This is a genomic window from Heyndrickxia sp. NPDC080065 (genome assembly GCF_050281185.1).
Taxonomy (GTDB): domain Bacteria; phylum Bacillota; class Bacilli; order Bacillales; family Bacillaceae_C; genus Heyndrickxia.
Genome location: NZ_JBNNWS010000012.1, coordinates 138,438 through 164,095 on the forward strand (window position 1 = coordinate 138,438; position 25,658 = coordinate 164,095).

A 25,658-nucleotide genomic window follows, 5' to 3' on the forward strand; every position below is an offset into this window, starting at 1 on the left:
TAAACAAATGGTTGTCGAACATGCCATGTTAATCATCAAAGAAGAGTTAGTGGAGGAATTTATACAGACAATTAACGAAGCATTCCCTATTTTAAGCAGTTCTGAGGGGTACTTATCTCACAAACTGCTTCGAAATAAAGAGAATCCAACTCATTTTATACTTGTTGTTAATTGGAATAGTTTAGAAGACCATATTGATGGCTTTGTAAGGAGTGCTAAATTCAAGAAATGGGACTCTATGCTCAGATACTTCTTTGATAGTTTTGCAAAAATCTTGCACTATACAGAACTAAAATATGATTAATCAAAATGTACCTGTCAGGTATACAGTTATAAAAGACTGCCTTTATGAGGCATGAGTTCGATATTCAATTTGACTCATGCCTCATTTGTTTTGTATTTCAAAAAATTTAAACAGTAGCTGAATGCTCTTAAATTTTTCCACCGAGACCAATGATTTAAATAATAAAAAAACTTTTTAAAACTAAAATATTCAACAATCTGGCCCGTTTGCTGAACAAAAATCAGTCAGAACTCTTCGACTATGCTTTGGTAGTGAAGAAGAGGAGGGGGAACAACGTTCTCCTTCATAAATTTTTGTAAACATCTGCATAAGCTACTTTCAGCTGTTCTCTAAGTTGCTTGTTTTCTTCCTCCAATTTTTTGTTCTTCCTTTTTAGAGAGGCGATAAGGGCATCCTTATTGCTTTCGTTCATTTCTCGTTTTACTTGTTGGGTGTATGTACTTGGGATTCCTGTTCTCGTAATGTTTCGATCCTCGAACGGAAGTCCTTGTTGTTATAGAGTGTTGCTTTTGATAGATTAGCTTCACTGGATACACTGTTAAAGTTTATTTTTTCATTAGCCTTTATAAGCCTTTTAATGGCTTCATCTACCTTCTGATAGGGTTAGCCTTACGGTTGGCATGAATCGCTTTCAAATGTACAGAACGGTCGTATGCGCCAGAATAAAAAAAGACTTCCAACAGAACGTTGAAAGTCTTGATATATAAGGTTTCTGACCTTATTTCTGATATCAGTAGTCGGGATACAAATAGGTTTATAAACATTTAGTTTATAAGGTTTTGTAAGAGTCTTGTGTAAAATTTGTGTAAAGTATATTTCTGAGTGTGTAAAACTTGGAAACAGTTAATTATTTACGACCTGTTTTTTTCCGCATTCAACATGATTGGAATAAGTAATATTGACACAGTACTTTAGTTAATGAGATGTAAAGTGTTCGCCAATACCTTATAATTTCTAGTTAACTATCTATATTTCCCTTGCTGCATAGAAAGCGACTAGATCGGGCCAGTCGCGCTGGATTTTACTATATCGTCGTCACTATGGTGCTTTACATCATGCCTCCCTAAGGCGAGAGTGTGTAATTTCTTTAACGTCGGGAGCTAAGAGTGCAGGATATCAAGGTTTTGTTAATTTTTGTCTATATCATTTTTAATGTTTATAGACCGTTTATCACGTAATTTTGTTAGCAAAATGTTAGCAATTTTGGTTTCAAACTTTAGGAAATAGAACTTCTACCTTTTTCTGTTGAATAGTAGTTATTCTTACCGCTTTTGCTACGAATGTCTCCACTCATCCAATGCATTTAGAATAATATACTCTGAATCTATTTCTTATTCGGAAATTACACTTGCGATGGCACCTGCCGCAGCCACTTTCATTCCATTGTGATATCCTTTGCTTTCGCATCTAATGCTCCCCGGGAAATTTCCGGAATCGGATTTGCCATCGCAAACACAATCGGATCAGCTGCCATCGCTTGAATATGTCTAGGTTTCAACACGCCAGGAGCTGAAACTCCTATTAATACATCAGCATCCTGAATGACATCATCTATTGTGCCTGGATTTCCGTATAGATTCGTTTGCTGAGAAATTTGTTCTTGTGCGGTATTTATCCACTTTTCTCCTTTACAAACTACACCTTCAAGATTAAACATTCGTGATATTCTTATAGCCGACTAGTCAAGAAAGTACGTTTTACCATTTCTAAAAGAAAAAAATCCCCAAACACTCTATTTATTTTGCAGGAAAAATACAGAAAAAGATTAAACAATGATTATAATGAAAAACAGGCACCTTAATAGTGCCTGTTTCTTTGGTTAAGTCTGTTTTCGCATAGATTGTTGTGTTCCGTTATAGAAGCTCATGGGGTCTATTTTACTTCGTGGCATCTTTTCAGCCTTAATTCAAAGTTTACGTAAAGAGCTTTTGTTAATATACCCGTTCTTCTTCCAGTGGTTCTCCTAAAATATAATGAGAGAACCAATCTAAATTCTGCTTGAGAATCGCTCGATTTAATCCTGGTTTCGTCGATCCGTGCTGCATGCCTTTATATATAACTAACTTTGTATCAACACCCACGTCTTTTAAACCCCGGTACAGTTCATAAGCATTGGGAACAGGGACTCGCTGGTCCACTTCTCCATGCTGAATTAAGGTTGGTGTGGAGGCATTATTGATATAGGTCATCGGTGATGTTTCGCGATAAATGGCTTCATCCTTCCACGGATCCGATCCTAAATAGAAACGCGTAAAGTGGGTAATATCGGTATTGACATAGTAAGTCATCCAGTTGGAAATTCCTGCGCCAACAGATATTGCCTTAAATCGATTGCTATATGTGGCACAGAATGCAGATATGTATCCCCCTTGACTCCATCCTAAAATACCAACTTTCTTAGGGTCTACTCTTCTTGTTTCGATTAGGTAGTCAACTCCAGATATAACATCTTCATAGTCTCCAAGCCCAAGCTTTCGAATGTTAGCTTTTCGGAACGTCTCACCATATCCAGCACTGCCCCGGTAATTAGGCTCGAGCACTAAGAAATCTTTTTCCACAAATGATTCAATCGGTTGATATTTGTTTGTAGTGGGTGTGGCAAAGGATGTCCCAGTCGGCCCACCGTGGACAGCAAGGATCAGTGGATAGGACCTAGAAGGATCGTAATCGACAGGTAGTGAAAGGACACCTTCAATTTCTAACCCGTCTTTCGTTTTCCAGCAAATTACTTCTTTCTTACTTTTCAATTTCCCTTCATATAACTTATATTGATCCGTTATTTTCTGATCATTTACATAAACTTCGGCAGCTTGTTCAGATGTCGCTTTTACGCAAACAAAAACATCCCCATCCGCTGTGATCGTTGGACTTGTCGCAACCATGTCTTCCTTGTCAACTAGATAAAGTAACTCATCACTTTCTGTAACAAGACCTGCTAAAATATTTGTCTTGGCTTGCCAGGAAATTAGAATACCTCGATTTGTCCACACAATAGGGGAAATATTCTCATCAATCTTCTTAGCAAGAAGAGTCGTTTCTTTTCTTTCCAGATGATAGGTTTCTAGAATCATATTGTTAAAAAAGGCCCTTTCCTCTAAAAAACGTGTATAACAAATTTTAGAACCATCAGGTGAAAATAACACATTCCCAGCAAGTAGTGGTGATACATCTAATGTGGTGATCACTTTCGTCTCCACATCTAGCATATAAAGGGTCTGCTCAAGATGATCTATTATACGAGGGGTAGGTGTCCCAATAAATACAACCCTTTTCCCATCTGGAGACACATCAAACCCCTGAATGTGAACATCTAAATCACTTATTAGGGCTATGGCTTTTTCATCATTCTTTTCACGTAAATCTTTTGGATAATGGTTCCACTTTCTATTTTGGCTATTTCCAACTTCCAAATAATACAGCATATTGTACTCAAAATCTTCATCTACATAACTAAATTCACCATACATTTCCTTACGCTTCTTTTGTTTCTCTGATTCCCCGCGCTGCGTAATATAAAAGATTCCTTTTCCATCCGGTGACCATTTAAAACTGTCAACATTATTTTCTGAATATGTAACTTGGATACGGTCAACCTGATCACTCGAGTGGAGAAAAATTTGTTTTCTTTTTTTATCACCTTCTCCAGCAAAACTTAAATAAGCAAGCTGCTGAGAATTCGGGGACCACCATGGGTGCATACTTTCAATATTGCCAGCAGTTACAGGGTAATGGGTTTCTTTTTGTCTATCATAAACCCAAACATGCTGAGGATAGTAGTTGCCATCCCAGTCCGAGGTTTGTTTAACATAGGCTACTTTCTTTCCATCAGGACTAATGGCCGTATCCCTAAATTGAGGTATTGATATAACTTCTTCAATGGTTAAATACCTTAGCTCATTGTTACTCATTTCTCTTTCCCCCTATTTATATTTATTTAATAATCTATTCGACACAAGTTTTAAAAATCATCTTCAACTAAAAAACTTTATTTTAATGGGACAAAGTCCCCACGTCCCTAGGTCATCCAATATTAAAGTAAATCCATACAAATTATATAAATAGGACAGTGCAGGTAAGCGATACATGTTATTTCAACGAAATCTTCACAACATCATCCAAATATTTTGTTGTATTATATCCATTAATCTTTATCTTTTTAGGAATCACATTCTCTCCAGCGTCGTTACTTTGTAACTGTATGTTTTGAACTGTAGAGAAATAACGGGGCTGCTCGATTTCTTCATACTCAACAGGGTTTACATACATATCGTACTTCTTCCCGTTTTTATCAACAAGTACCCCTTCAGAATTCATCTCCATTGAACTAATTTCATTTTCATCCTCATCCACAATATATAAATCAAGCGAGTCATATGCTCGATTCTCAATTTCATCATTACGTATGACAACAATGGTAGGCTGTCCAATTTCCACCTTGTCGATGGAGATTGTAGAGCCTCCATATTCAAAGGTTTGAGGATATCCTCTAGAAGCATCCAGTTCGATGGTTTTTGGGTCTTCAATCGTTAAATTAACATAGTTGAATTGAGCGTTAACCTCTTTTGGTTTTTCTCCAAAAAGTGGGTCAAAGTGTGTTTGAAAAATACTCCAGCCCGTGTTTTCGCCTATAAAAGAGCTGTCATAAATATTAGCTTTCACTTTTTTATTGTTTACTTCTAGATTGTCAACAGTAAGATATTCTATCCGTTTCTTTGACTGTTTATTATTAATAGCATATTTCAGAACCGTCGCTGTTGGAGCAATGGTTAGTTTTTCAAATCGAACCGGAATCCCTTCGATTTCTGTTACTTCATCCAATGCATATTCGATAGATGGCTGTTTTGTTACAGGGATCTCGAAGTTCCATTTCCCTGTTTCATATTCCGTGTTTTCATAAGGATTAAAACGATTCCGGCCAGAGGAATCACGAATCAATTTCTTAAGCTTTGTGATCTCAAGTTTAATTGTCCCGTTATCCGTTGTCAGTGGCTGAAGACTCATCTTGCCGTAAAACACGTTCTTTTCTTTATTATTTACATCCGATTTAAGGTCAGGAGGATAGTACATTAGATTTGTTTCACTACTCATGATTTCAGATTCATTCTCCACATAAACACCTTCATGAGAATCTATTACATATTGATTATCTTCAGTTGTATCTTCTATTTCATAAAAAACAAGCGTCTGAACATCATCAGCAATCGCGCTCTTGATCTTAATTTTCACCCCATTGCTTTCCGCTTCCAGGTTCAGCCTTTTACCCAGGTCCTGTTGCAGAAAGGCACGCAATTGCTGATCTTCTTCTGCCCATGTATAGTAGAGTTTGGTAAAAGATCCTGTAAAAACTTCTATACCTATTAATAATGCGAAAACGCTTGCAAAAACAATCCCCATTCTTTTACGTTTCTTGATCTTCAACTGTCTGTGCTTTTCCTTTTCTGTCAGCCTAGCTTTGACTTTCTCCATGAAGTCAGACGGCACATGGAAATCTTTCATCTTTTTAGTAAAATTCAACAGAGTTAACATGATATCCTGAAAGGCAGCAAAATCCTCCTGACAGTCTTGACAATGATAAATATGTACCTCGAAATCAACCTTTTTCGCACGATCCAACGTTCTTTCTAAGTAATCGATGTAATACTGATGATATTCTTTACAACCATTAAAGCTTGACCCCTCTCCCATTCCTTTTCTAAGTGACTGGAGTCCGGAAAACAAATGCTCTTTCATCTGTTCCACTGAAACTTGGAGAAGATGTGCTGTTTCCTCCTGAGAAATTCCTTTTATATATGTAAGGATTACCGCTTCTCTCTCATACTCTTTCAATTGATCAAGTGCTTTAAATAAATCCTGACGTGGTTCAACATCCTCTGAATCTTGTAAACTTCTATCGTTAGAAAGCTCCCGGCAGGTATCTATAAAAATGGATGTAACCCTCTCCTCGAATGATGTTTCATTTTTAGATCGAGACAACTCCTTGTGGACTTTTACAATGGACCGATAAAAAAGCTCTTCCATTTGCTGCTGATTCTTAAGATAGGACCAACCCAGAATATAGAATGATTGTTTATGCTGATCGAACCAATCGACGATGGATTCCACGCCTTTTTCTCTTATCGTAGTAATTGGAATGGGATCTTTTTTTGCTGGGATCATCATTGTGTCCCCCTCTAACATTCTCTTTATACATAATGATATATGGAGAGCAAGTTATTTACAATATTGGTAGACAAGAACTTTTCAGTTTTTTTATACCTTGATGAATTAACTACTTGAATATTGCATCGCCGATTGACCGTTTCGAAGTTAATGTTGATGGCAGCCTTAGAATTCACTACCGATTCTCGGACCGCAAAATTGAAAAGAAGCAGGTAAGCCCTTATCAGGAGCCTGCTTCTTCTTTTAAAATCTTCTGCTACACGCACTCCACGTGGATTGAATGATGATCGCAGATAAAATGATGTAGAAGTGTTTGCTTTATGAATTCTTCCATAGGTACAACTTTAAGGAGATTTTTGCGTGAGTAATTAAACTATCCTGCATCGTTTATTGAATAAGGAAATTTATATGATAAAAATATGCACCACATAAAAAAGAACCCCTTCTCAATAAAGAGGGGGATATTATTAATCATCCCAAACATCATCCATTAAATCTTCAATCTCTTTTCTAAGCTTTTCCGTTTGGTTTTTATCTACTACATATTTACCGTTTTTTAAAATCAGTACATCGCCGACTGTTACACTCTTAGGAATTTTACTTCTTTCGATATCAACGGTGTTTCCACTCTCATCTTCGCACACTGCGAATCTATCTTCTAACTGATCAATTACGTACTTCATATTAACCTCCTATTTAGGGAGAAAAGATGTTTGAGCTTTATATGTCTTTCCTTTGTAACTTGATGTTACGTCAACATAAACACGATAACTTGTAGAAGCTCTACTGATCTTTACCGGTAAGGTCTTTCCTACATTTCCATTATAGACAGTATCTTTAGTTTTATAATGGAAAACAGCTTTATATTTAGTACCACTTGGAAGTCCTTTTACTGTCAAATGAATAGTAGAATATTGCTTTGGTCTTGTATTATCAAGTGTAGCAGTAAGTTTATAAGATGTTTTTGTAGTTGATTTATTGGTGCTAGTTGATGTACTAACAGGTATAGCATTAAAGCTAATACTTGATCCATTTGCTGTAGCAACAATATTACCGGATTTATCCGTTCTATAAATTTTTACTTTCGTTTTATTTAATCGGTTGATTGTTTCCTTTGTTGGATGGCCGTAACTGTTTTTACCAACTGTTATTACCGCATATTTTGGTTTAACCTTGTTTAAAAAAGCAGTGCTTGTTGAATATTTAGAACCATGATGTCCTACTTTAAGAACATTCGCTGATAAATTTTGCTTAGAGTTAATCATATCCTTCTCAGCACGATCTTCAGCGTCCCCGGTAAATAGGAAACTATTTTTCTTATATATAACCTTTAAAACCGCGCTCCAATCATTTGTGTCTGATTTTGGATACGATTTAACTGGACCAACGAATGTCGCATTAACATCCTTTATTGGTAGTTTAACTCCCTTTTGAGCTGTCTTAATAGAAAGCTTTTTCTTTTTTACAGCGGAAAGAAAGTCTTTAAATGTTTGTGTAGTGTGTGAAGTTTTTGGAGCATACACAGATTTTACTTTAAATGAGTTAATAACTGTAGGTAATCCTCCAATATGGTCGCTGTCAGGATGAGTAGCGATCAGAACATCAATCGTTTTTACTTTTTGCTTTTTAAGATAGCTGACTACTGTGGATCCGGCTTGTTTCTTACCAGCATCAATCAAAATATTTTTTCCATCTGGTGTTTTTATTAGGGTACTATCTCCCTGACCAACATTGATAAAATGAACAGTCATGTTTTTCGATGCTGCATTTCCTGTTAAAGGTGCGGTAAATGCAGATAAAACAAGAATCAAGCTTAGTAATATTTTCTTTATGTTCATTAATTCCCCTCCTCATCTAAACTGTATCACCAAATGAAGGTTCTTTGAAGGAAATTATTATGATTTTACTTGAGAGGGGTTTTGACATATTCAATTCTTGGTTCGGTTTTATCCATTATTTCAATAGTAATAACTAAATCTCTCACTGCTTTTTCTTTTGAGTATTGACTATCACTCTCTAGCTGCATGGCGATATTAGTAATTCTCTTTTTAATATCCGTCCAATCATTTTTAAGATGTAATTGATCAATTGTGTTCATCTTAGCTTTTTTCACCTCTGTCAGGATTAAAAGTTACCTAGCCATCTGAAGTTCGAATAATCTTACAACCTGGATTTTCTCTTTCTAATTTTCTCATAATATTTTCTTCGTATTTCTCTTTCTCTGAATACGCTTTGTTAATTCTTCGTGATGTTTCCCTAATAGTTTACCGGTTTCGATTAAACCAAGACCTAGAATAGAAATATAGAGCTTTTCTTTCCAGTCATCACCAAAACCCTCCTTTTACACTAGTCTAATAGAACTATTTCTACAAAATATTACAAATACCTCCTAATAAATAATATTAATTGGTAATAATTTTTTGTTGAGAAAAGAACGAATGTTCTTATTTAACAAGAACAATAATTCGTATTTTAAGGAAGTTCAATTGATGAATGGTTGAAACGCTGGAGATTATTTATCTAATAATTACGCTGTCACTCAAAGAGTAATAAAAGTAATTAATATAGGTGAGGGTTCTTTCTGTGCTTATTGCTATACACGTAAACAGATTCGAACAATCAAATACAGAAATGTTTTATCAATTGGACCGCTTAGAAAACATTAAAAAATTATGTGTAAAATACCTTTAATTTAAAATCAATTCCTACCGTTTTCTATCGTATTCTCAAAAAGCGAAAAAAGCCTACAACTCTTAGTATATCAATGTTTGTGAGCTTTTAAATTTAATTCAAAGGAATGTAATTTTTTTAAGATACCGGTGGTCGGGGTCGAAATAACGGTCAAAGTACTGATACAATAAGGTTAAGGTAATGCAATGTGTAAAATTTGTGTAAAATGATTTGAATGTGTAATACAGGAGAATAAGTTTCACCAGCTTTTCTTGTTACCACTCTCCACATGACTTAGGTGGTGTTCGCAGATAAAAATGGTGTAGTGGCGTTTATCTGTTAAAGAAGCGTTTTTATTCAACAATAGCCTCTGTCTGTAATATCCCTTTTTCACTTCCAAATATCCGTTAATACAACATTGTGTTAAAAAAATCCTCATACCAAGGAGGATTTTTTTATAATGATATTTCACTCAAAGGAGGAATTATGGTAGGTTACTGAAAAATCTCCAAAAAGAACTGAATTTAAATAGTGTGAAAAGTTGTTAATTTTATTCTTGTTCGTGAAGATGATAAAGAGTTTGAGAAAAAAGCTAGTTAATTCTTTATTGGAATTAAAGACGTTAAACAAATAGTAGAAAAATAAATAGCGTAGTATGAAGAAAAAAGATATTTTGCAAATGGAATACCCATCCTTTTATTAAAAGAGATCTAAAGACAGCTCGTATATCGAATTTTGCTAAGTGATACAGAAAGGGAAATTGCCCAAATGCTCAACTACTGTTTAATAGTCCTAATCATGATAATCGTTGATATGACTTTAGTTACATTCCTTTTTATGTATATAGATGATGGGAGTCGAACCACTGTCTATCAGAAAGTTTATTGTATTAGCATTTATAAAGGTTTATACCAATTTTCTAGAATTGCTAAATGCCATTTATCTGAATTAGCGTTGTCGGAGGCAAGAACTTACTTACTATTGTTACTTTTGAGGAGTGGAGGTTTAAAACTTTCAATAATAAATGCGGCATACGCGACTATTACTACATGCCTTTAATAGCAATGTATATAGAGAACTATTATCTAAAATGGTAAAGGTGATTTTTTTATGGATTATTAAGGTTTGTCGCAAATAAAAAAATTTAGTTTGAAATCAATATACATAATCAATACAACTACTATAAATTCAAACTCAAAAATTGAGTAAGATGCTCAATTTTCGCTTTGAAATTTATGGAAGAAAGATTATATATATTTAGCAAGAAAAACTCTATTTGCTATCCACATTTTTATTATTTGTAACAACATTGAAAGTAGACCCAAAATCATATGGCTGATAATACACAACATGGCCACAATCTAAACATTGAACATCACATAATCTTGGTTTAGATAAATCCTTTTCTTCGTGAACTTTTATAACAGTTTGAACACCTTTGCATTTTGGACAGAACATGGCTTACTCTCCTTTTGTCACTCCGACTAATTTAATTTGCAATTGTGTACTTAGCTTGAAAATGTCCTCGTATTTAATGCTGTCGATATCGGTACTAAAATCATTTTCTACATTACGTACAAACAATAGCCTTCCTGCTAACCGACTGACATCCCCGTACCCACTTACAATTTCAAAGACTGGATTCAGTTCTTTTTCAAAGCCTCTATCATCTACTAGAATAGTAATTTCATCACTGTAATCGTAAAAATCGTATCCTTCTGCATTCAGGACCTTTTTTAATTCAATATCAAGTCTATACTCTGTTTCATTATGTAATTGTAGAACTTCAGCCTGTATTTTCATGATTTGTGGATCAAATTGTAACAAATATACCTGTAGCATGGTTTACCTCATCGATATTATTTCAATAAATTTATTTATTTTAAACTACACGCTGCAATTTTAATAGAAAAGTAGTAATATATATTATATCATATAAGTATGCAAGAACCTTTGTTCGTTTTTTTGACCGTCGGTTCTTAATATAGGAGATGATAAAATGATTTTTAGAAAAGGAGAATTGTTTAACGGTCCAGGTGGTCTGAGTCTAGCCGCTAAGAATGCCATCGTTATACATCCTGAAACTAAGGAAGAATTCAGAATTGAACATACATGGTCAAATGATTATGATCAAAATGCTTGTAATACATTTTCTTTTAATATTTGTGGTGAAGAAGGACACCCTAGTGTTATTTGTGGTCCTGTTGAAAAGCTACCAATTGGAGACCGTTCATTAATGCCTGATATAGATTGCTTTGCATTCGGTTTCCCATGTAATGATTACAGCCAGGTTGGGGAAAAGAAAGGCTTAGGAGGTACATTTGGTCCTCTTTATAGCTATGGTGTAAAGGTATTGAATGAATATAAACCTAAATTCTTTGTCGCTGAAAATGTTGGAGGCTTGCAAAGTGCTAATGAGGGACGAGCTTTCATCAAAATCCTAGAAGAAATTGCGAATCCCGGTGATGTTGAATACGTCGTTACACCTCATTACTACAAGTTTGAAGAATATGGCGTGCCACAAGCACGACACCGTATTATTATTGTAGGCATTCGTAAAGATTTTGCTGAACAAGGAGTGGAATTTAAAGTTCCTGCACCAACAACACCAAATTCTGCAGATTTTAAAACAAGTAAAGAAGCCATTGAAAATCCACCTATTGAAGAAGGTGCAATTCATCACGAAATGCCAAGACATACAGCTAAAGTACAAGAGATGCTCAGCTATATTCCACCTGGCCAAAATGCTTGGTATGAAGGCATTCCAGAAGATTTACGTTTAAAAGTTAAAGGAGCTAGATTAAGTTCTATTTATAAACGTTTAGATCCAACTCGACCAGCTTATACAGTTACAGGTAGTGGTGGTGGTGGTACACATATGTATCATTGGAAAGAAAATCGTGCATTAACAAATCGTGAACGCGCTAGATTACAAACATTTCCAGATGATTTTGTTTTCTTTGGAAGTAAAGAAGCCATTCGAAAACAAATTGGTATGGCAGTTCCACCCGCTGGAGCACAAATTATTTTCGAGGCGATTTTAAAAAGTTTTGCTAAAATCCCGTATGACCATATTGAACCAGCAAAGAATTTTCAACTCGAACACTTAGAAAAAGCTAAAGAAAAAAAACTTTCCAAGAAAAAAAATAAAGTTGCAGAAGAGCAATTAACTTTAGTGTAAATTTAACATGAAAAGCAAGGGCATTTTTATTTTACCCTTGCTTTTTTTATGCAAATAATCCATTTAAATTTGATTGTAACCATTTAATGGGTAAACCATAATTTAGATTGGCATCTAGACGAGGTCCAATATAATTAGTTATACCTTCATTAGATCTAGCTACTTTTTTAACATAATTCCCCAAATGCGTTTTATCGTTAATATGGGTAGCATTGGCTGGTAATAATTTTGGATTTAATAGCCTTTCTTCCCTATTATAGATAAACCAAGGTTCATTATTTGAAGGGCTTATAAACGAAGAATGTAATTCCCATCCTTTAATTTCTCCTGCAACTTCATCCAACCCCAATATTTTCTCAGGATTTTCTCGCAGTTGTGGATTAGTCGGCATATTTTCGTCAAACTTAATCATTACATATTTTTCTGCTGCAGATTGTCTTGTATTTGGTATCCAAAATTTATAATCTTCTACAAGTAACCACTGTGCCTTGTGAGAAGAACCTTTTATATCCAATTTCAAATCCAATAATTGATCATTTTCAAAAACTTGAACATCTCCATTATCGGTATGAAGTGGATCCAGATAATGCATAAAATCCAATTCAATATGGATATTTGGTAACTTTGATTCCACTTCTTTTTTAAAGATAAGCTCCGCTATCTTTCCTGTTATTTGATCCGCTAAAAATTCCTCTTTTGTTCGTGGCTGACCACCAAAATGTTTATCACTTTGGCTTTTGTTTTCCCATGCATAATTTGCAAAATCATAACACAAACGGATTTCTGTTTGGTTAACTATCGCCATAACCCCCCCCCTTTATCAATAAAAATCATTATATTCGAATTATATAAATATTTTTTGTGGAAAAATAATCCCCATAAGGATTATTTTTCGCAATTAACGTTTGCAATAATTGAAGAAAGCTCACATTAGTTACAGGGAAGAAGGTGATTGTTTGGTTAGTAGACGCCCAGATTATAATTATCAGGCTTATATAAAATTAACGGAAAAATTTATAACCACCCAAATTTTACAAAAAAACATCATTACATTTCTACAAAATAATATTCAATTAGAGGCCAAAGAAACTATTATTGGTTTATTAGAAAAATACTCAGGAAAATCTAAAAATACAATTTATAAGAATATCAATCAACTACAGGTCTATAGTACACCTAGTTTTATTAGATATTGGCAAAGTTTAAGCGTTATTTGTAAAAAACATGGAGTATCAGAAGAGAAAATTCCAATTTTGAACGAAGTGTACCTTGAATATGAGGATTTCTTTGCATTATTAAGCTATATCAGTTTGGAAGACAAATTAGAAAATGTTTTACAAACTCACACATCTTCAACCCTAGAACTAATAAATTTCTACAGCTCAAAAAGCGAATTATTAACAGATAAACAAAATTCATTACTAGCTCAGATTAAAGGAAGTCAAATTATTATCGATGCTTTAGAAGCTAATCGTGCTAAAGCACGTGGGGAACAAAAAGAGAGGATGAAAAAAGTAAATGAGCGAACGTAAAGTCTGGTTTATCACGAGACCTGAACGTGATCCACAATATCACGCAGCTGCTTTAAAAGCATTACAAGAAGCTACTGATGATTTTAATGTAGTCTGGCAGGGGAATAGAGATGCACATAAAAAATTTGAAGCTACTTTAGCACAACATAAACTCAAACGTAATAACATTAGTGCAGATGGATCTGGAGGAAGAACATGGTGTGCCATGCTTAAAACATTTGCATACTGCTATGTGGATCATAATGGTTACATTAAGCCAACAAAAGTTGGTCTAGCATTGTTAAATGGCGAAAAAGAATATGTAAATGTAAAAAAACAAATTTTAACGTTACAAATTCCAAATGCATATTTTTTAGAATCTGGCTTCCGACCTAAATTCAGTAGTAAATTTAAAATTCGCCCGGCTCGTTTTTTAATTAAAGTCGTACACAGTCCTGAGCTAAACTATTATGTAACTAAAGAAGAAATTACTTATTTTGTATTAACTGCTCAACAAGATAATGAATTACAAACTATTGTCAACCACATCGTACACTTCCGTAATAGTTCTAAGGACGAACAAAATCAAATAAAACAAGACATTGCAGTTAATTATGATCATCGAGCACGAAACGATCATGCTGCTCGTGATTATTTCCAAGCACATTCTGATGTAGCACATACATTTATGTTGCTATGTGAATTTACTGGTTTAGTTGAATATGTTCGAGGAGATTCGATTTTAAAAATCGATCCAACTCTGTTGTCTTCTGCAAAAGAAGTACTTAAATATTACGATGATCGCTATCCATTCAACAATCGCTATTTAATTTCCTTAGAACGCATGGCACAAAACAATGGTCTAGATATCGATAGCTATAAAGCAAATGAATTTGGCGAAATCAAACCTGCTACAAACTTAAGTAAATATCAATACAAAATTGAAAGTGTCAGAAATAAACTGCCGAATTTTGATGAAATGTCTAGAGAAGAGCGTCTTCCTCATTTTGCAGATGTTTTTGGACCAGTTAAGGCTGAGCAAATTTTAAACGAGCTTGAAATAAATCCAATAGAATTAAAATCGCTTCCACCTGCATTTGTAGAAGAATATTTAGGAGGTCTATCCCCTTTACGTTTCGAAAAAATTACAGCACAAATATTAGAGGCTATCGGATTTGACGTTATCTTTAAACCGAAATTAAAAGATACTATAACTGAAATTGAAATTTATGTTCACCACAATGGCATTTCAGGAATTATCGATACTAAATACTATAAAGATGGCTTTGCGTTATCACAAAACTTGGCCAACTATATGGCTAGTGAATACATTAAAAATTATCAAGACTATAATGAAGATAAATTAACTTTCTATGGTTATATTACTTCTGAAAAATATAGTGGAGAGAAAAAATTAGCTCATATTACAGCATTAGCTGAACAGTTAACAGGACAACATATTGAAGGATTTATAATGAAACGAGATGTTTTATTAGGCTTCCTGGATTACTGCAAGGAAAGTGAGCTACCTAAAGAAAAACGTATTCAACTATTTTTGAATGCAATAAAAAACCAAGGTATTAAGTATTTTGATATTGATTAGAAAAACGCATGTCGATTTATCGACATGCGTTTTTCATCTATTATTCAAAAAAATTAGAACACGCATAATATATTTTAAATAAAAAAACATTCTCCTAAACAAATAAGCGTTTTCTAAAATATATTTGAAAATAATAATTTAATATATTTAAATATACGTAAATTATAGTTGAATTTTTTATTGAAATATACTATTCTATTTTTATAAAATGTAAAAATAGCAAAAGGAGGAAAAATATGATAAACGAAGATAAAATACAAAAGTTTGAACGTATAGCTGAAAAAAGGGTTAGTGATACATTAAAAAAGATGCAATTAATAGGAAATCTAGCTAACAAAAACAACTATGATTACACCGATAAACATGTGAAACAAATTATTGAAACACTAGAAAACGAATTAAAGTTATTAAAAAATAAATTTGCTGAGGAAAGTTCAGAGAGAACTACTGAATTTAAATTCAAATAAAGGAAGATATGTTATATGACAAAAATCGGTTGGCAATTTCCAAAAACAAACTGGGGATCTGAAGGCGGAAAAAATGATCCTGGGCTTGAAACTTTTAGAGGAAATCCTTATCCTTCATTGGCTAGAGAGCCTATTCAAAATTCAATTGATGCTCATGATAAATCTGATAATCCGGTACGAGTTGAATTTTCTGTATTCAAAATAGCAAAAGAAGAATTTCCAGATCGTGATGAATATAAAAATATTCTTAACAGATGTATTCAAGAAGCTAAGGATGGATCAGAAACGCAACAAGAAATGCAAAAAGCACTAAATATCATTGAACAAGATGAAATATATTTCATGAAAGTTAGCGATTACAATACTGTAGGTTTAAGTGGGTCGGACGAGTTACGAAATACAAACTGGCATCGTTTAATTAAAGTAGTTGGTGAATCAGAAAAGGAAGAAACTTCGGGAGGAGCATTTGGCATTGGTAAACATGCCTCATTTGTTTGTTCAGACTTAAAAGTAGTGTTCTATTCAACTCTAGATACAGAGGAAAAAAAAGCTTTTCAAGGAGTTGCTAAATTAATTTCCTTTGAAGATGAAGATGGAGAACCACGTCAAGCTACAGGTTTCTATGGAGAGACCGAAAAAAATCAGCCAATTAAAGATATGTCAAAAATCAATACACAATTTGTACGTCAAGAAGTCGGTACAGATCTATTCATTGCTGGATTTGATTTTAGAGAATCCTGGGCTGAAGAAATAAGTGAAGCTGTTATAACCAGTTTCTTTATCGCAATTCATGAAGGGTCCCTCGAAGTAGTAGTAGATGGAAAATCTATCAATTCTACTAATCTTTCGAAATATATTCAAGAGCTACAAGAAAAAGGGTCAAAGTCCAATGTTATTAAATATTATGAAGTTTTAACATCTGATAATAGCTCATTTTTTGAAGAAGAAGATTTTCATGGTCTTGGGAAAGTTCAACTTTATGTAGCTAATAAAAATACCTATAACAAAAAGACTGCTATGATTCGTAAAACGGGTATGGTTATCAAAGAGAAACAAAATTATCAAATACCTACTAAATACGCTGCCGTCCTGCTTATTAAAGGAGACGCCTTTAATAAGGAACTAAAAAGAATCGAAAACCCCACACATACAGATTGGGAATTCAGTAGAAAAAAAGATATTAAAGTTATCAAAGATACCTTAAAAGAACTGAATAAATGGATGAACAAAAGTATTAAGTCTATTTCACCCTATGAAGAAGTAGAATCGTTTGACGTTGATGAATTGTCGGAATTTCTTCCTGACGATCTTGACGAGACAGAAATTGAAATAGACCCTTCTACTAATGAAGGCGAACGTGGAACACCTTTAGAGTCAAAACTTAAACAAGCGAAGAAAACAACTAAAAAGAAAAAAAAATCGAACATAAGTGATTGGGAAGATCCAGTTGGTGATGAAACAATGGTTAAGGCTGGAAATGAAAATCCTATGGACTCACCACCAAAGCCTGAGCCTGAGCCTGAGCCTGAGCCAGAACCTAACCCTAATCCCAATCCTGAACCTGAACCAACACCTTTAACAGAAAAAGAAGTTAGGGCTAAAATTTCAAACTATAGATTATATTGCACAAATCCCAACGATGGTAAGTACAAAATTAAGTTAGAGTCCAAAAATGACGGTGTACTCACAATCGAAATGGAAATATTAGGTGAAGATTCAGACACACCTGCAAATATATTACATGCACATATGAATGGAATGACATTACCTGTTAACTTAGCAAATATAGGTCCTTTTAAAGTGCAAAAAGGAAGTAATTTTGTGGAGTTTGACTTAGTTGAAAAAGTACGTGTTGCAATGGGAGTGAGTTTTAATGGCCAATAAAAATTATCCACATCCAGTTTTAAATGCACAAACAGATGATTTTATACATAAAAAAGCTAAATTTGATATCCAAATATCACAAAAAATCGATGGCATGAACTATAAACTCCTCTGCAATGTTGATTTATCTGAAAACAATCTTGAAGATTTACTAGCCCTTGATTTAGTTGCTTTTGCAGTAAAGGTTGTTTGCTCGACTACACGTTATAGACGTGTATTTCAATTTAACAGTTTGGAGAATGTTATTACTCTCCCTTCATCATACGTAGAAAAGAAAGTTGAAATTTCAACATATATTATCGCTACAAATGCAATTGATTCCTATTCAAGTCAGGCATTCCATGACGATTATGAGGGAGCTAGTTTTAGTATTTTTCAAGGTGACATATTAGCAGAAGGGTCCGAATATACGCTTAATGTTGAGAAAAAAATTGATCCATTAGTAAAAGTTCCATCTATTTTCACTATCGTATTTAATGACGATAAAAAGACTCCACCTATTGATGTAAGAAGTAGCGAGGATAAAATTATAATTACTTTGGATAAAGCAAATTTCAACAAATATAAAATGTTGAAACAACTGCAAAATCAATACGGGCAATTAGCTGCTCTTACATCATCTTTGTTCATTTTACCAGCATTTGTAGTTATCCTCGATGATATACGCAAAGACTTAGCAAATTTACAAAATAATGCTGACGCGATTAAGGATTATATAGAAGAAAAAGTGAGCGAACATCGCTGGTTCAAAGTCATTAATACAAAACTTAAGGAATCAAAATTTGATTTAACTGAGCCTGATAATATCATGGAAAGTTCACTAGTAATCGCGCAAAAACTATTAGGCAATCCACTTTCAAATGGATTGGAATTTTTCGATGAGCTATTTGGATCTAAGGATGAGGAGGAGGAAACTGTTTGAAATTAAACTATATGAAAGAGGATATGATTTTACTATTACGTGAAAATATGATGAATAATATTGCTCATTATCAAAGTGTCGATAATTGGGTAAATGATTTTCTAACTCCTCATGCCAACGGTGGAAGTTGGTATATGGAATCACGTATGTCATATCAAAAAGCTAATCTAGTGATTCCGAGTGGGACAAGCAGAGATGCAAGTAAGACTGATGCTGAAAATGCAAAGCTTATTCATAAATCACTCAAAACCCTATCACCGGCACAAGCCGTTGATTCACGGATTTGGACATATTTGACACATAATGTATATCAAGAATATATGGCTGCAAGGTGGCTTAATCATCAAAATGAAATTTCAAAAGGGACACTAGAAAGATACTTTGCTAGTACAAACCGTGAAATAATTCGTAATGGAATTGCGAGGTTATGGTGGTACGGCTATTTAACCTACGATGAAAACCGAGAAAATCCTTACGAGCTAACTAGTTTCCTACTTTCAAATCAAAATATTGCACAAGCATTATTAGAAAGAAACTTAGGTAACAATAAAGAGTGGTTAATAAATATGCTTGATACTATATTGCAATATAGTAAGGACTATCCTTCTATCACACATAGTGAAAATATCAAAAAGTTAGCGAAGTACATAAACTTTTCTGGTGGAGTTACAGTACTCGACTGTTTAAGTAAAGAGTCTATAAAATCCTTTGTTTTAACTTGGATTAAAAAGAATAACCTTGAATTAGAAGCATCAGAATTAGTTGTCGTTTAACCGTAATACTAGATCAATAAATTCACCGTTTTATAGACAAATTCAAAGCCCTTCTCAAATCAACTTTTGAGAAGGGCTTTGCACCTGGAACGCCTTAAACTCCAAACCTAACATCTTATAAAAGGAATACTTTACCTATAAGCATTTTAACATCATAAGATATTGTGCACCATTTGGATATGCTACGATATTCTTCATCTACATTTAGTATAACATGATATATATGTCTCTTTAGCAGGTAATTCTAAAAAAACAATAGTTATTGCGTTTATTCTTGCCTATACTTCAATATTATTCAGCAGACCCTTTTTCTATTCCTATATTCTCCTAAATTTTTTTGTCTACCTTACTACCCTTTTTTAATATTGACCATTATCGTGCAAATTCAAAGGTGAAACCTGCCCAATCTCCATATCAATAAAACTCCGCCTTTACTTGTGGAATTCCTTTAATAAGATTTAAATTTTCAGGAGCTAATATTAATAGGCTGTTAATTCCACGCTATTAGTATATTTCCTATACTTTTATTATATTATATAGATTTGTAAGTACATAGAACAGGCGAAAAATGCTCAACAATGTCGTAGCTTTTTTTCCATTTTTAATAGTATAGTCAGCATTCTGCTATATTTTAAGACTTTAATTTGTGCATCTAAATCTTGTCCAATTGTGGACACCCTAGCATATCCATATTTCACCAAAACCACCCTTTTTTTCTTAAATTTCGAATACACTTATGAAACTAAGTTATGAACAAGGCTTATACCTTGATTCTATCAGTATTAGAAAAACGTGTCAGAACTTTTGAGTTATGACACTAAAGCAATTTAAAAGGAGTTGTGAAAAGTGAAAATACTCTTTATTGTTGCTTTGTAATAAAGTTTAATCAAAAATACCTCACAAACCCGTATTTTACGGTAAAAAAGAAGAATCCATTTTGAAAGGAAGTTTGATCAAAATAGATTCTTCTCTAACATATATAAGTTTCGGTTTTATAAAAAAGTTTTATCATTTTCTAACTGTGTTGCTCAACAATCGCGCACTATTACGGCAAATAATGTTGGCAACACACTTTGTCAACATTAGAACAGTAGGGAGATGATAATTTGATAACTATGAAAACATCGAAACACGAAATACATAAAGCCCAGTGGCAGGATCTGATCAGGGAACAAAGTGCGAGTGATTTATCAAAGAAGTCCAGAGCCAGGCACCTAACTTATTAGCTTTATAATCCGAGTCTGGCACCTACTTCTGCATACTCTATATCTTTTCTTTCTGCATTCCAATTACCCCCTGTTTGTCCGTCCCATATCGCTCCTGTTTCAACGAAACCGACAGACGCAAACAACTTCCGGACGGCTTCGTTTACCATCCAATATGATGTAGCAACTGCATCGGCTTTTCCTTGTGGAAACGACTTTATGTAATCAATAACTTTCATCATTGCTTGTTTGCCAAATCCTTTGCCTTGATGCTTTTTATCAATCATAAAGCGATTAAGTCCATAAGTAGATTTATCTCCATATTTTTCACATAAAATTGAACTTTCCGCCAGTTTGTAAAATCCAATATCGACATATCCTATGACTTCATCATTGTTGCATATAGCGAAGATCATAGGAGGTTTTTCGTCGTTGAGTATCTTTACATAGGCTTTAGCCAAACAATATATGCTGGAATCCACATTTCCTTTCTGTTCATCTGTTATGCTTAACTTCAACACTGCCTCAAAATTATCGTGGGTAATCGTTCTTAATTCAATCATTTTTCTTCCCTACTTTCGAAAATATAAATTTAAGTCCATTAACGACACTTCCACAGGAGTGCCGTGTACCAAATAAATCTAAATAAAGTGTACACGAAATCCCCATCTAATAGCAGGTGGGGATTATTTTACGCTTACCAACGATGTACAAACCCCCTTATTATAGTGATAGGTAAGCCTTTGAGGTTATCGCCAGCTTTTCCCCCACTTCACACCGTACGTGCGACTTTCATCGCATACGGCGTTCCAACTAATCCAATTCATTCAGTATTTTTTATGTATATGCAAAGATGAAATGTAGAATCAGATAGCTTCGTTCAGACATAGCTTGCGCAATTTATTAACTTCTGTAAGTTGCTTTTCATTTAACTTAAGAGAATGTAAAAGCACTTGTATTCTCTCTTGATCTCTCAAATGTATGAGAAGATGAACAGATTTGTGCAATATCGTTAAGTTTCCGTACGAATCATCTTTTGTGAGATGGTACGGTGTCATATGATGACAATGCCAATCATTCAGTCCTAACTCAATCCCTGTAATGGCACATTTCCCGTATTGTGCGATAAACCGGCTAATTCGGTTATCGTTGTATTCGATAGAACGGCTCGGTATAAATTGCTTCATCACATGAGCGAGTGTTTGTTTATCAATCGCTCGTAAATTTTGATGAATTTTGTTTCTACCTGCGGTAGTATAGTTACAGATAGTTTGAGAGAAGTTGAGATTCACCTTACAGCGTTGGGCATGGATTGGGACAAGTACCATTTCTTTTATTATATAAAGCTTACACTCATATCCCTTATACCGTTTCTGTAAGGATTTTGCGAAGTCCTGAAAAGTAGCTTCTTTTCTCATTTCTTTTAAACGATTGAATAATGTTTTATGAAGACGGTAGTTCAACTCTTTTAAATCTATCGTTATCCGTGACGCAGCTGAATAATAATTCTGTATACCCATTATGACCAAATTGAAACGCCAAACATTTTCGATTGTTTGGTGTTTCTGGATTGCCTTTATGGCTTGTTTTATCTTTGTCTTTGCATTTCCAAGTGCCTTTTTGGTCATGTGTGAACGGGCAACATATAGTGTTCTTTTATTCGTCTTTTTCCGATGTGCTTTAATCTGAAACCCTAAAAACTCCGAAGGATTTTTCTTTAGATTAACAACTTTCGATTTTTCCCCACTAATTTCAAGTTTAAGCCTTGTTTGAAGAAAATCCTTAACTGCATAATACATTTTAATCGCTTGTGAGCGTGTACGACAAAGGATTTTAAAGTCATCTGCGTACCTCACAATATAGCAGTGTTTCAAATTCGATTGTTTCAATGCATTATATCTGCCTAATTTTGTTTTATACGGCTTGTTCGTCTCAAAATTTTCCCATTGATTACTGACCCACCAATCTAATTCATTTAATACAATGTTGGATAATAGGGGTGATAAAATACCCCCTTGGGGTGTACCTTTCGTTGGGAAGCCTTCTCCAACAATTTCAGCTTTTAAAAGACGTGAAATAATGGAAAGCAATGCCTTATCACGAATGCCAAGTGACCACATTTGTTTTATTAATTTGGCATGATCCACATTGTCAAAGAATCCCTTTATATCAACATCTACACAATGATATAAGCACGCACGATTAATGAGCGTTTCAAATCTAGCTTTCGCATGATGTGTATTGCGATTTGGTCTAAACCCATAGCTGTGTTTATAAAACTTCGCTTCACAAATCGGCTCAAGCACTTGTAGGATACACTGTTGGAACAACCTATCCCAAATTGTCGGAATCCCTAAAGGGCGTGTCTTTCCATTTGCCTTTGGAATAAAGACCCGCCGAACGGCTTGAGGTGTATAGTGTTCAAACATTCGTTGTATCTTCGATATAACTTCTGATATAGATAATCGCTTTATATCTTCAATCGTTAATCCATCATGTCCAGCCGTTTTACTACCGGTATTTCGTTTAATATTCCGATAAGCTAATCGAATATTTTCATCGGATTGCATTAAATCGAGTAATCCATAAAAATTTTGACCATTAGCACTTTGAGCATATAAAGAATCAAAATGATATTGCATATCATAATACTCATTGTGCCTCAGTTTCTTTCGTTTTAACAAGTCGGTGGCTCCTTTTGGAGCTGAACCTCTATTAATCTTACAAGAACCTTATTAATCGTTGAAGAACTGCCTTGCATGGTGAATGAATCTTTTATTAGTCTAGTGGCTATCCCTCCACGTTCATTACACGCTTCCACGGTACTGTGCCACCACTTTCACTGATATGAAGAAAAGTTATACAGTCGCTATTTTCACGAATGTTTTCCTTTCCAACGCTTCACCGAGAGTAAGCTCTCCACGTTATCAGCTTACAACGTTGAATTATGTCTATTATAGAACAAACTTAGGTGTTTCCTATGAGCCTGTTAGCGTGCATGTGCCTGTAACACAAGATGGATTTTCATATTCCCGATTCTTAATCATCCACAGCTAACCCTACATTTAATAGTAAATACATTTCTATATAATGCGCGTCTAGACCCGTACATTCAGAAATTCGTCAGCAATACAGTATGTTATTGTATTTTACATTGCATCCTCACCATATTTGTTCAACCCAAGCACCATGATTTACACCACCCCATCGGGTAGGATTTCGTCAGCCGGACTGTTACGGTAAATTCTCACGCCTATTAGCCGAGCTTATAACACGCTATTTCTTACTAAATAACGTGCTAATCGACGCAGAGGGAGCCTTTCAGAGCGTTACCTCCTCATTCGACTCCTCGACATAACCCTTCAGTTTTTATAAATCTGAAACTGCCTAACCTTTACCGAAATTGTGTGACCACATTTCATTTGAGTTAGGAACGTTTCGCACCCAGAATAGCGCCCGATTGTTTAATATACTTTTCTGTTGAACAGTATCGTTGTACTACGATGCAACTGACTTTGTTTTATCTTAAGCCCAAAGCCTATTTGTCATTTAGGAGTATCATAAGAAAAAGGCATCCTAAAGGTATGCCTAAATTAGTTACAAAAAAAATTTATAGTCCATCAGGACTTCATAAGGCGTACACTGACCAACATTAAAATCGAAATTCCTATCATAGTTGCTACCCATAACGAAGCTAATTCCATGTTTCCTGTATTTAGTGCAATATATATGGATGTTGGATTGTTTAAGTTTTACCTGGGATGTTTTCAGCAAACCTTAGAGTAGCTCCAAACTCCCATTACTATGTTAGTTTCTTATGTTATTGAGAGGTAATTTGTAATTTAGAAAGCCCTCAATTAGAGCGAAATCAGTATTCCTATATAGAAAAGATGGTGCATCATGTCTTAATCCTAAGTATAATTTTGCATCTTTATTGAAACATTGATTTCGAATTAATTCTTTTTCAGAATCTCCTATTATTGTAAACATGTATTGTGTAGAAATTGGTTCTGTCATTTTAAATAATTTTATTAATTCTTTACAATATCCTTTTTCATTGCTTGATTTGACAGGGAAAACGTAATTAAAGCTTAAAAAATGATTATCCAAATTTGTTTCAGTATGTACAGAAAAGTACCTGATACAATCAAACTGATTACTATTACGAACCCATTGTAATAATAATTGGGGAATAATATATTCCGGTTTAAAAGGCGCTTCTTTATTTTTTACATGGATTGAACAAGCTGCTATTAAAGGCCAACATACTAAATAATCATGTGTTTGATGTAATAAATCTTCTGAAACTTTCTTTTTCTGAAACAAAATATCTCTTAGAATAGAGTTATATATGTGCGGAGGATAACCAAGGTCTATATAGCTAAATTTCCTTTTCTCAGTAGATAATCTAACAGCTTGAGTTTTTAATAGATCAGGTCTCCCCATTTCTTCCCAGCAAACCATTACAGAATTACCTAAATACAAGCTTGGAAATCCGGGTATACTATACCTTTGGGAATTTACCATCTCTCTTTTTTCAAATGGAATATGAAACAACTCTCCCATTGTATAGGCATGATTACTCCCTGTTCTAATCCTATAAAAATTATTGTCACTATGTTCCATAGGCTGGGTACCAAATCTTTCCAAACGTGTTTTTATGTTTCCCAAAACATGGTCAAGATTGTGATATGCTTTGTGGGGAAAACCTTTAAAATATTCTTCGTATACCGATAAGATACCTGATGTTAATGTGTTAATTTCAGATAACAACGGTTGTGTTATTTCTGAAGCAGATAAAAGAACAATATATTCATCAAATATTGCTTTAATAAATCCTATAAAATTATCATCAGTACGGTTCTTTGGCAGATTAATAGATTCATTATATAAAATGTTTTCTGTCAAATAAATTAATTTTTCTTCTATTGTCATTTTTTCACCCTGAAATATTATTTAATTCTTACAACAAATACAGG

20 protein-coding genes and 3 pseudogenes are annotated in these 25,658 nt (G+C 34.1%); 8 read left to right on the forward strand and 15 right to left on the reverse strand.

The features are described 5' to 3' along the window. Window positions 1-7 precede the first annotated feature (7 nt). Window positions 8-304 (forward strand): antibiotic biosynthesis monooxygenase family protein, encoded by a 297-nt coding sequence (locus ACQKP0_RS15845; RefSeq protein ID WP_427406816.1) that lies wholly within the window; start codon window positions 8-10, stop codon window positions 302-304. A 283-nt stretch (window positions 305-587) separates the two neighbouring features. Here ACQKP0_RS15845 and ACQKP0_RS15850 read toward each other — a convergent pair. The 9 genes and pseudogenes from ACQKP0_RS15850 to ACQKP0_RS15890 form a co-directional block, all read right to left on the reverse strand. Then, window positions 588-984: pseudogene (locus ACQKP0_RS15850) on the reverse strand (DUF6262 family protein). A gap of 695 nt (window positions 985-1,679) precedes the next feature. Continuing rightward, window positions 1,680-1,961, reverse strand: a complete 282-nt coding sequence (locus tag ACQKP0_RS15855) for a hypothetical protein (protein WP_427406817.1) — start codon at window positions 1,959-1,961, stop codon at window positions 1,680-1,682. A 274-nt stretch (window positions 1,962-2,235) separates the two neighbouring features. Then, entirely contained in the window at window positions 2,236-4,212 is a 1,977-nt protein-coding gene (locus tag ACQKP0_RS15860) for a prolyl oligopeptidase family serine peptidase (RefSeq protein ID WP_427406818.1), read from the reverse strand. 178 nt (window positions 4,213-4,390) lie between these two features. After that, complete coding sequence (locus ACQKP0_RS15865; RefSeq protein ID WP_427406819.1) at window positions 4,391-6,460, reverse strand: DUF4179 domain-containing protein; 2,070 nt, start codon at window positions 6,458-6,460, stop codon at window positions 4,391-4,393. Between the two features lie 470 nt (window positions 6,461-6,930). Beyond that, window positions 6,931-7,146: a DUF3006 domain-containing protein gene (locus ACQKP0_RS15870; RefSeq protein WP_427406820.1), complete on the reverse strand. Its 216-nt coding sequence runs from the start codon at window positions 7,144-7,146 to the stop codon at window positions 6,931-6,933. A gap of 333 nt (window positions 7,147-7,479) precedes the next feature. Continuing rightward, window positions 7,480-8,301: pseudogene (locus ACQKP0_RS15875) on the reverse strand (ComEC/Rec2 family competence protein); the annotation flags it as partial. Between the two features lie 65 nt (window positions 8,302-8,366). Continuing rightward, window positions 8,367-8,561 (reverse strand): hypothetical protein, encoded by a 195-nt coding sequence (locus ACQKP0_RS15880; RefSeq protein ID WP_427406821.1) that lies wholly within the window; start codon window positions 8,559-8,561, stop codon window positions 8,367-8,369. Window positions 8,562-10,405: 1,844 nt separating this feature from the next. Continuing rightward, window positions 10,406-10,591, reverse strand: a complete 186-nt coding sequence (locus ACQKP0_RS15885) for a hypothetical protein (RefSeq protein WP_427406822.1) — start codon at window positions 10,589-10,591, stop codon at window positions 10,406-10,408. A gap of 3 nt (window positions 10,592-10,594) precedes the next feature. Beyond that, the gene (locus ACQKP0_RS15890; RefSeq protein ID WP_427406823.1) at window positions 10,595-10,975 is read right to left on the reverse strand and encodes a hypothetical protein; all 381 of its coding nucleotides are present in this window, start codon (window positions 10,973-10,975) and stop codon (window positions 10,595-10,597) included. Window positions 10,976-11,132: 157 nt separating this feature from the next. Here ACQKP0_RS15890 and ACQKP0_RS15895 point away from each other — a divergent pair, with 157 nt between their 5' ends. Then, window positions 11,133-12,314, forward strand: a complete 1,182-nt coding sequence (locus tag ACQKP0_RS15895) for a DNA cytosine methyltransferase (protein WP_427406824.1) — start codon at window positions 11,133-11,135, stop codon at window positions 12,312-12,314. A 46-nt stretch (window positions 12,315-12,360) separates the two neighbouring features. Here ACQKP0_RS15895 and ACQKP0_RS15900 read toward each other — a convergent pair whose 3' ends face one another. Then, window positions 12,361-13,119, reverse strand: a complete 759-nt coding sequence (locus tag ACQKP0_RS15900) for a hypothetical protein (protein WP_427406825.1) — start codon at window positions 13,117-13,119, stop codon at window positions 12,361-12,363. A 109-nt stretch (window positions 13,120-13,228) separates the two neighbouring features. On the opposite strand from ACQKP0_RS15900, the gene ACQKP0_RS15905 reads away from it, so the two are divergent. From ACQKP0_RS15905 to ACQKP0_RS15930, 6 genes are all read left to right on the forward strand, one after another. Further along, the gene (locus tag ACQKP0_RS15905) at window positions 13,229-13,846 is read left to right on the forward strand and encodes a hypothetical protein (RefSeq protein WP_427406826.1); all 618 of its coding nucleotides are present in this window, start codon (window positions 13,229-13,231) and stop codon (window positions 13,844-13,846) included. Next, a complete protein-coding gene (locus ACQKP0_RS15910) occupies window positions 13,833-15,428 on the forward strand; it encodes an AlwI family type II restriction endonuclease (RefSeq protein ID WP_427406827.1) in 1,596 nt (531 codons plus the stop codon). The genes ACQKP0_RS15905 and ACQKP0_RS15910 overlap by 14 nt, the downstream gene beginning before the upstream one ends. Before the next feature lie 236 nt (window positions 15,429-15,664). Then, the gene (locus ACQKP0_RS15915; RefSeq protein ID WP_427406828.1) at window positions 15,665-15,895 is read left to right on the forward strand and encodes a hypothetical protein; all 231 of its coding nucleotides are present in this window, start codon (window positions 15,665-15,667) and stop codon (window positions 15,893-15,895) included. A gap of 15 nt (window positions 15,896-15,910) precedes the next feature. After that, the gene (locus ACQKP0_RS15920) at window positions 15,911-17,779 is read left to right on the forward strand and encodes a hypothetical protein (RefSeq protein WP_427406829.1); all 1,869 of its coding nucleotides are present in this window, start codon (window positions 15,911-15,913) and stop codon (window positions 17,777-17,779) included. Further along, window positions 17,769-18,701: a hypothetical protein gene (locus ACQKP0_RS15925; protein ID WP_427406830.1), complete on the forward strand. Its 933-nt coding sequence runs from the start codon at window positions 17,769-17,771 to the stop codon at window positions 18,699-18,701. The genes ACQKP0_RS15920 and ACQKP0_RS15925 overlap by 11 nt, the downstream gene beginning before the upstream one ends. Further along, window positions 18,698-19,474, forward strand: coding sequence for a DUF6339 family protein (locus ACQKP0_RS15930; protein ID WP_427406831.1), 777 nt, complete (start codon window positions 18,698-18,700; stop codon window positions 19,472-19,474). Before ACQKP0_RS15925 ends, ACQKP0_RS15930 begins: the two co-directional genes overlap by 4 nt. Before the next feature lie 362 nt (window positions 19,475-19,836). Here ACQKP0_RS15930 and ACQKP0_RS15935 read toward each other — a convergent pair. From ACQKP0_RS15935 to ACQKP0_RS15955, 5 genes and pseudogenes are all read right to left on the reverse strand, one after another. Continuing rightward, window positions 19,837-19,963 (reverse strand): annotated as a pseudogene (locus ACQKP0_RS15935) (DNA replication/repair protein RecF); the annotation flags it as partial. A gap of 739 nt (window positions 19,964-20,702) precedes the next feature. Next, entirely contained in the window at window positions 20,703-21,242 is a 540-nt protein-coding gene (locus tag ACQKP0_RS15940) for a GNAT family N-acetyltransferase (RefSeq protein WP_427406832.1), read from the reverse strand. A 303-nt stretch (window positions 21,243-21,545) separates the two neighbouring features. Beyond that, the gene (gene ltrA / locus ACQKP0_RS15945; protein ID WP_427406859.1) at window positions 21,546-23,321 is read right to left on the reverse strand and encodes a group II intron reverse transcriptase/maturase; all 1,776 of its coding nucleotides are present in this window, start codon (window positions 23,319-23,321) and stop codon (window positions 21,546-21,548) included. Window positions 23,322-23,356: 35 nt separating this feature from the next. Continuing rightward, window positions 23,357-23,500 carry a hypothetical protein gene (locus ACQKP0_RS15950; protein ID WP_427406833.1) on the reverse strand — a complete coding sequence of 48 codons (144 nt, stop codon included), beginning with the start codon at window positions 23,498-23,500 and terminating at the stop codon, window positions 23,357-23,359. Window positions 23,501-24,486: 986 nt separating this feature from the next. Continuing rightward, the gene (locus tag ACQKP0_RS15955; RefSeq protein ID WP_427406834.1) at window positions 24,487-25,614 is read right to left on the reverse strand and encodes a hypothetical protein; all 1,128 of its coding nucleotides are present in this window, start codon (window positions 25,612-25,614) and stop codon (window positions 24,487-24,489) included. Between the last annotated feature and the right edge of the window lie 44 nt (window positions 25,615-25,658).

Excerpts from the sequence above, each read along its gene's own strand:
- ACQKP0_RS15920 (WP_427406829.1), top strand. The coding sequence starts at position 15,911 with ATGACAAAAATCGGTTGGCAATTTCCAAAAACAAACTGGGGATCTGAA.
- ACQKP0_RS15910 (WP_427406827.1), top strand. The coding sequence starts at position 13,833 with ATGAGCGAACGTAAAGTCTGGTTTATCACGAGACCTGAACGTGATCCA.
- ACQKP0_RS15870 (WP_427406820.1), bottom strand. The coding sequence starts at position 7,146 with ATGAAGTACGTAATTGATCAGTTAGAAGATAGATTCGCAGTGTGCGAA.
- ACQKP0_RS15895 (WP_427406824.1), top strand. The coding sequence starts at position 11,133 with ATGATTTTTAGAAAAGGAGAATTGTTTAACGGTCCAGGTGGTCTGAGT.
- ltrA (WP_427406859.1), bottom strand. The coding sequence starts at position 23,321 with ATGCAATATCATTTTGATTCTTTATATGCTCAAAGTGCTAATGGTCAA.
- ACQKP0_RS15880 (WP_427406821.1), bottom strand. The coding sequence starts at position 8,561 with ATGAACACAATTGATCAATTACATCTTAAAAATGATTGGACGGATATT.
- ACQKP0_RS15915 (WP_427406828.1), top strand. The coding sequence starts at position 15,665 with ATGATAAACGAAGATAAAATACAAAAGTTTGAACGTATAGCTGAAAAA.
- ACQKP0_RS15860 (WP_427406818.1), bottom strand. The coding sequence starts at position 4,212 with ATGAGTAACAATGAGCTAAGGTATTTAACCATTGAAGAAGTTATATCA.
- ACQKP0_RS15925 (WP_427406830.1), top strand. The coding sequence starts at position 17,769 with ATGGCCAATAAAAATTATCCACATCCAGTTTTAAATGCACAAACAGAT.
- ACQKP0_RS15940 (WP_427406832.1), bottom strand. The coding sequence starts at position 21,242 with ATGATTGAATTAAGAACGATTACCCACGATAATTTTGAGGCAGTGTTG.
- ACQKP0_RS15855 (WP_427406817.1), bottom strand. The coding sequence starts at position 1,961 with ATGTTTAATCTTGAAGGTGTAGTTTGTAAAGGAGAAAAGTGGATAAAT.
- ACQKP0_RS15885 (WP_427406822.1), bottom strand. The coding sequence starts at position 10,591 with ATGTTCTGTCCAAAATGCAAAGGTGTTCAAACTGTTATAAAAGTTCAC.
- ACQKP0_RS15865 (WP_427406819.1), bottom strand. The coding sequence starts at position 6,460 with ATGATCCCAGCAAAAAAAGATCCCATTCCAATTACTACGATAAGAGAA.
- ACQKP0_RS15900 (WP_427406825.1), bottom strand. The coding sequence starts at position 13,119 with ATGGCGATAGTTAACCAAACAGAAATCCGTTTGTGTTATGATTTTGCA.
- ACQKP0_RS15845 (WP_427406816.1), top strand. The coding sequence starts at position 8 with ATGGTTGTCGAACATGCCATGTTAATCATCAAAGAAGAGTTAGTGGAG.
- ACQKP0_RS15890 (WP_427406823.1), bottom strand. The coding sequence starts at position 10,975 with ATGCTACAGGTATATTTGTTACAATTTGATCCACAAATCATGAAAATA.
- ACQKP0_RS15955 (WP_427406834.1), bottom strand. The coding sequence starts at position 25,614 with ATGACAATAGAAGAAAAATTAATTTATTTGACAGAAAACATTTTATAT.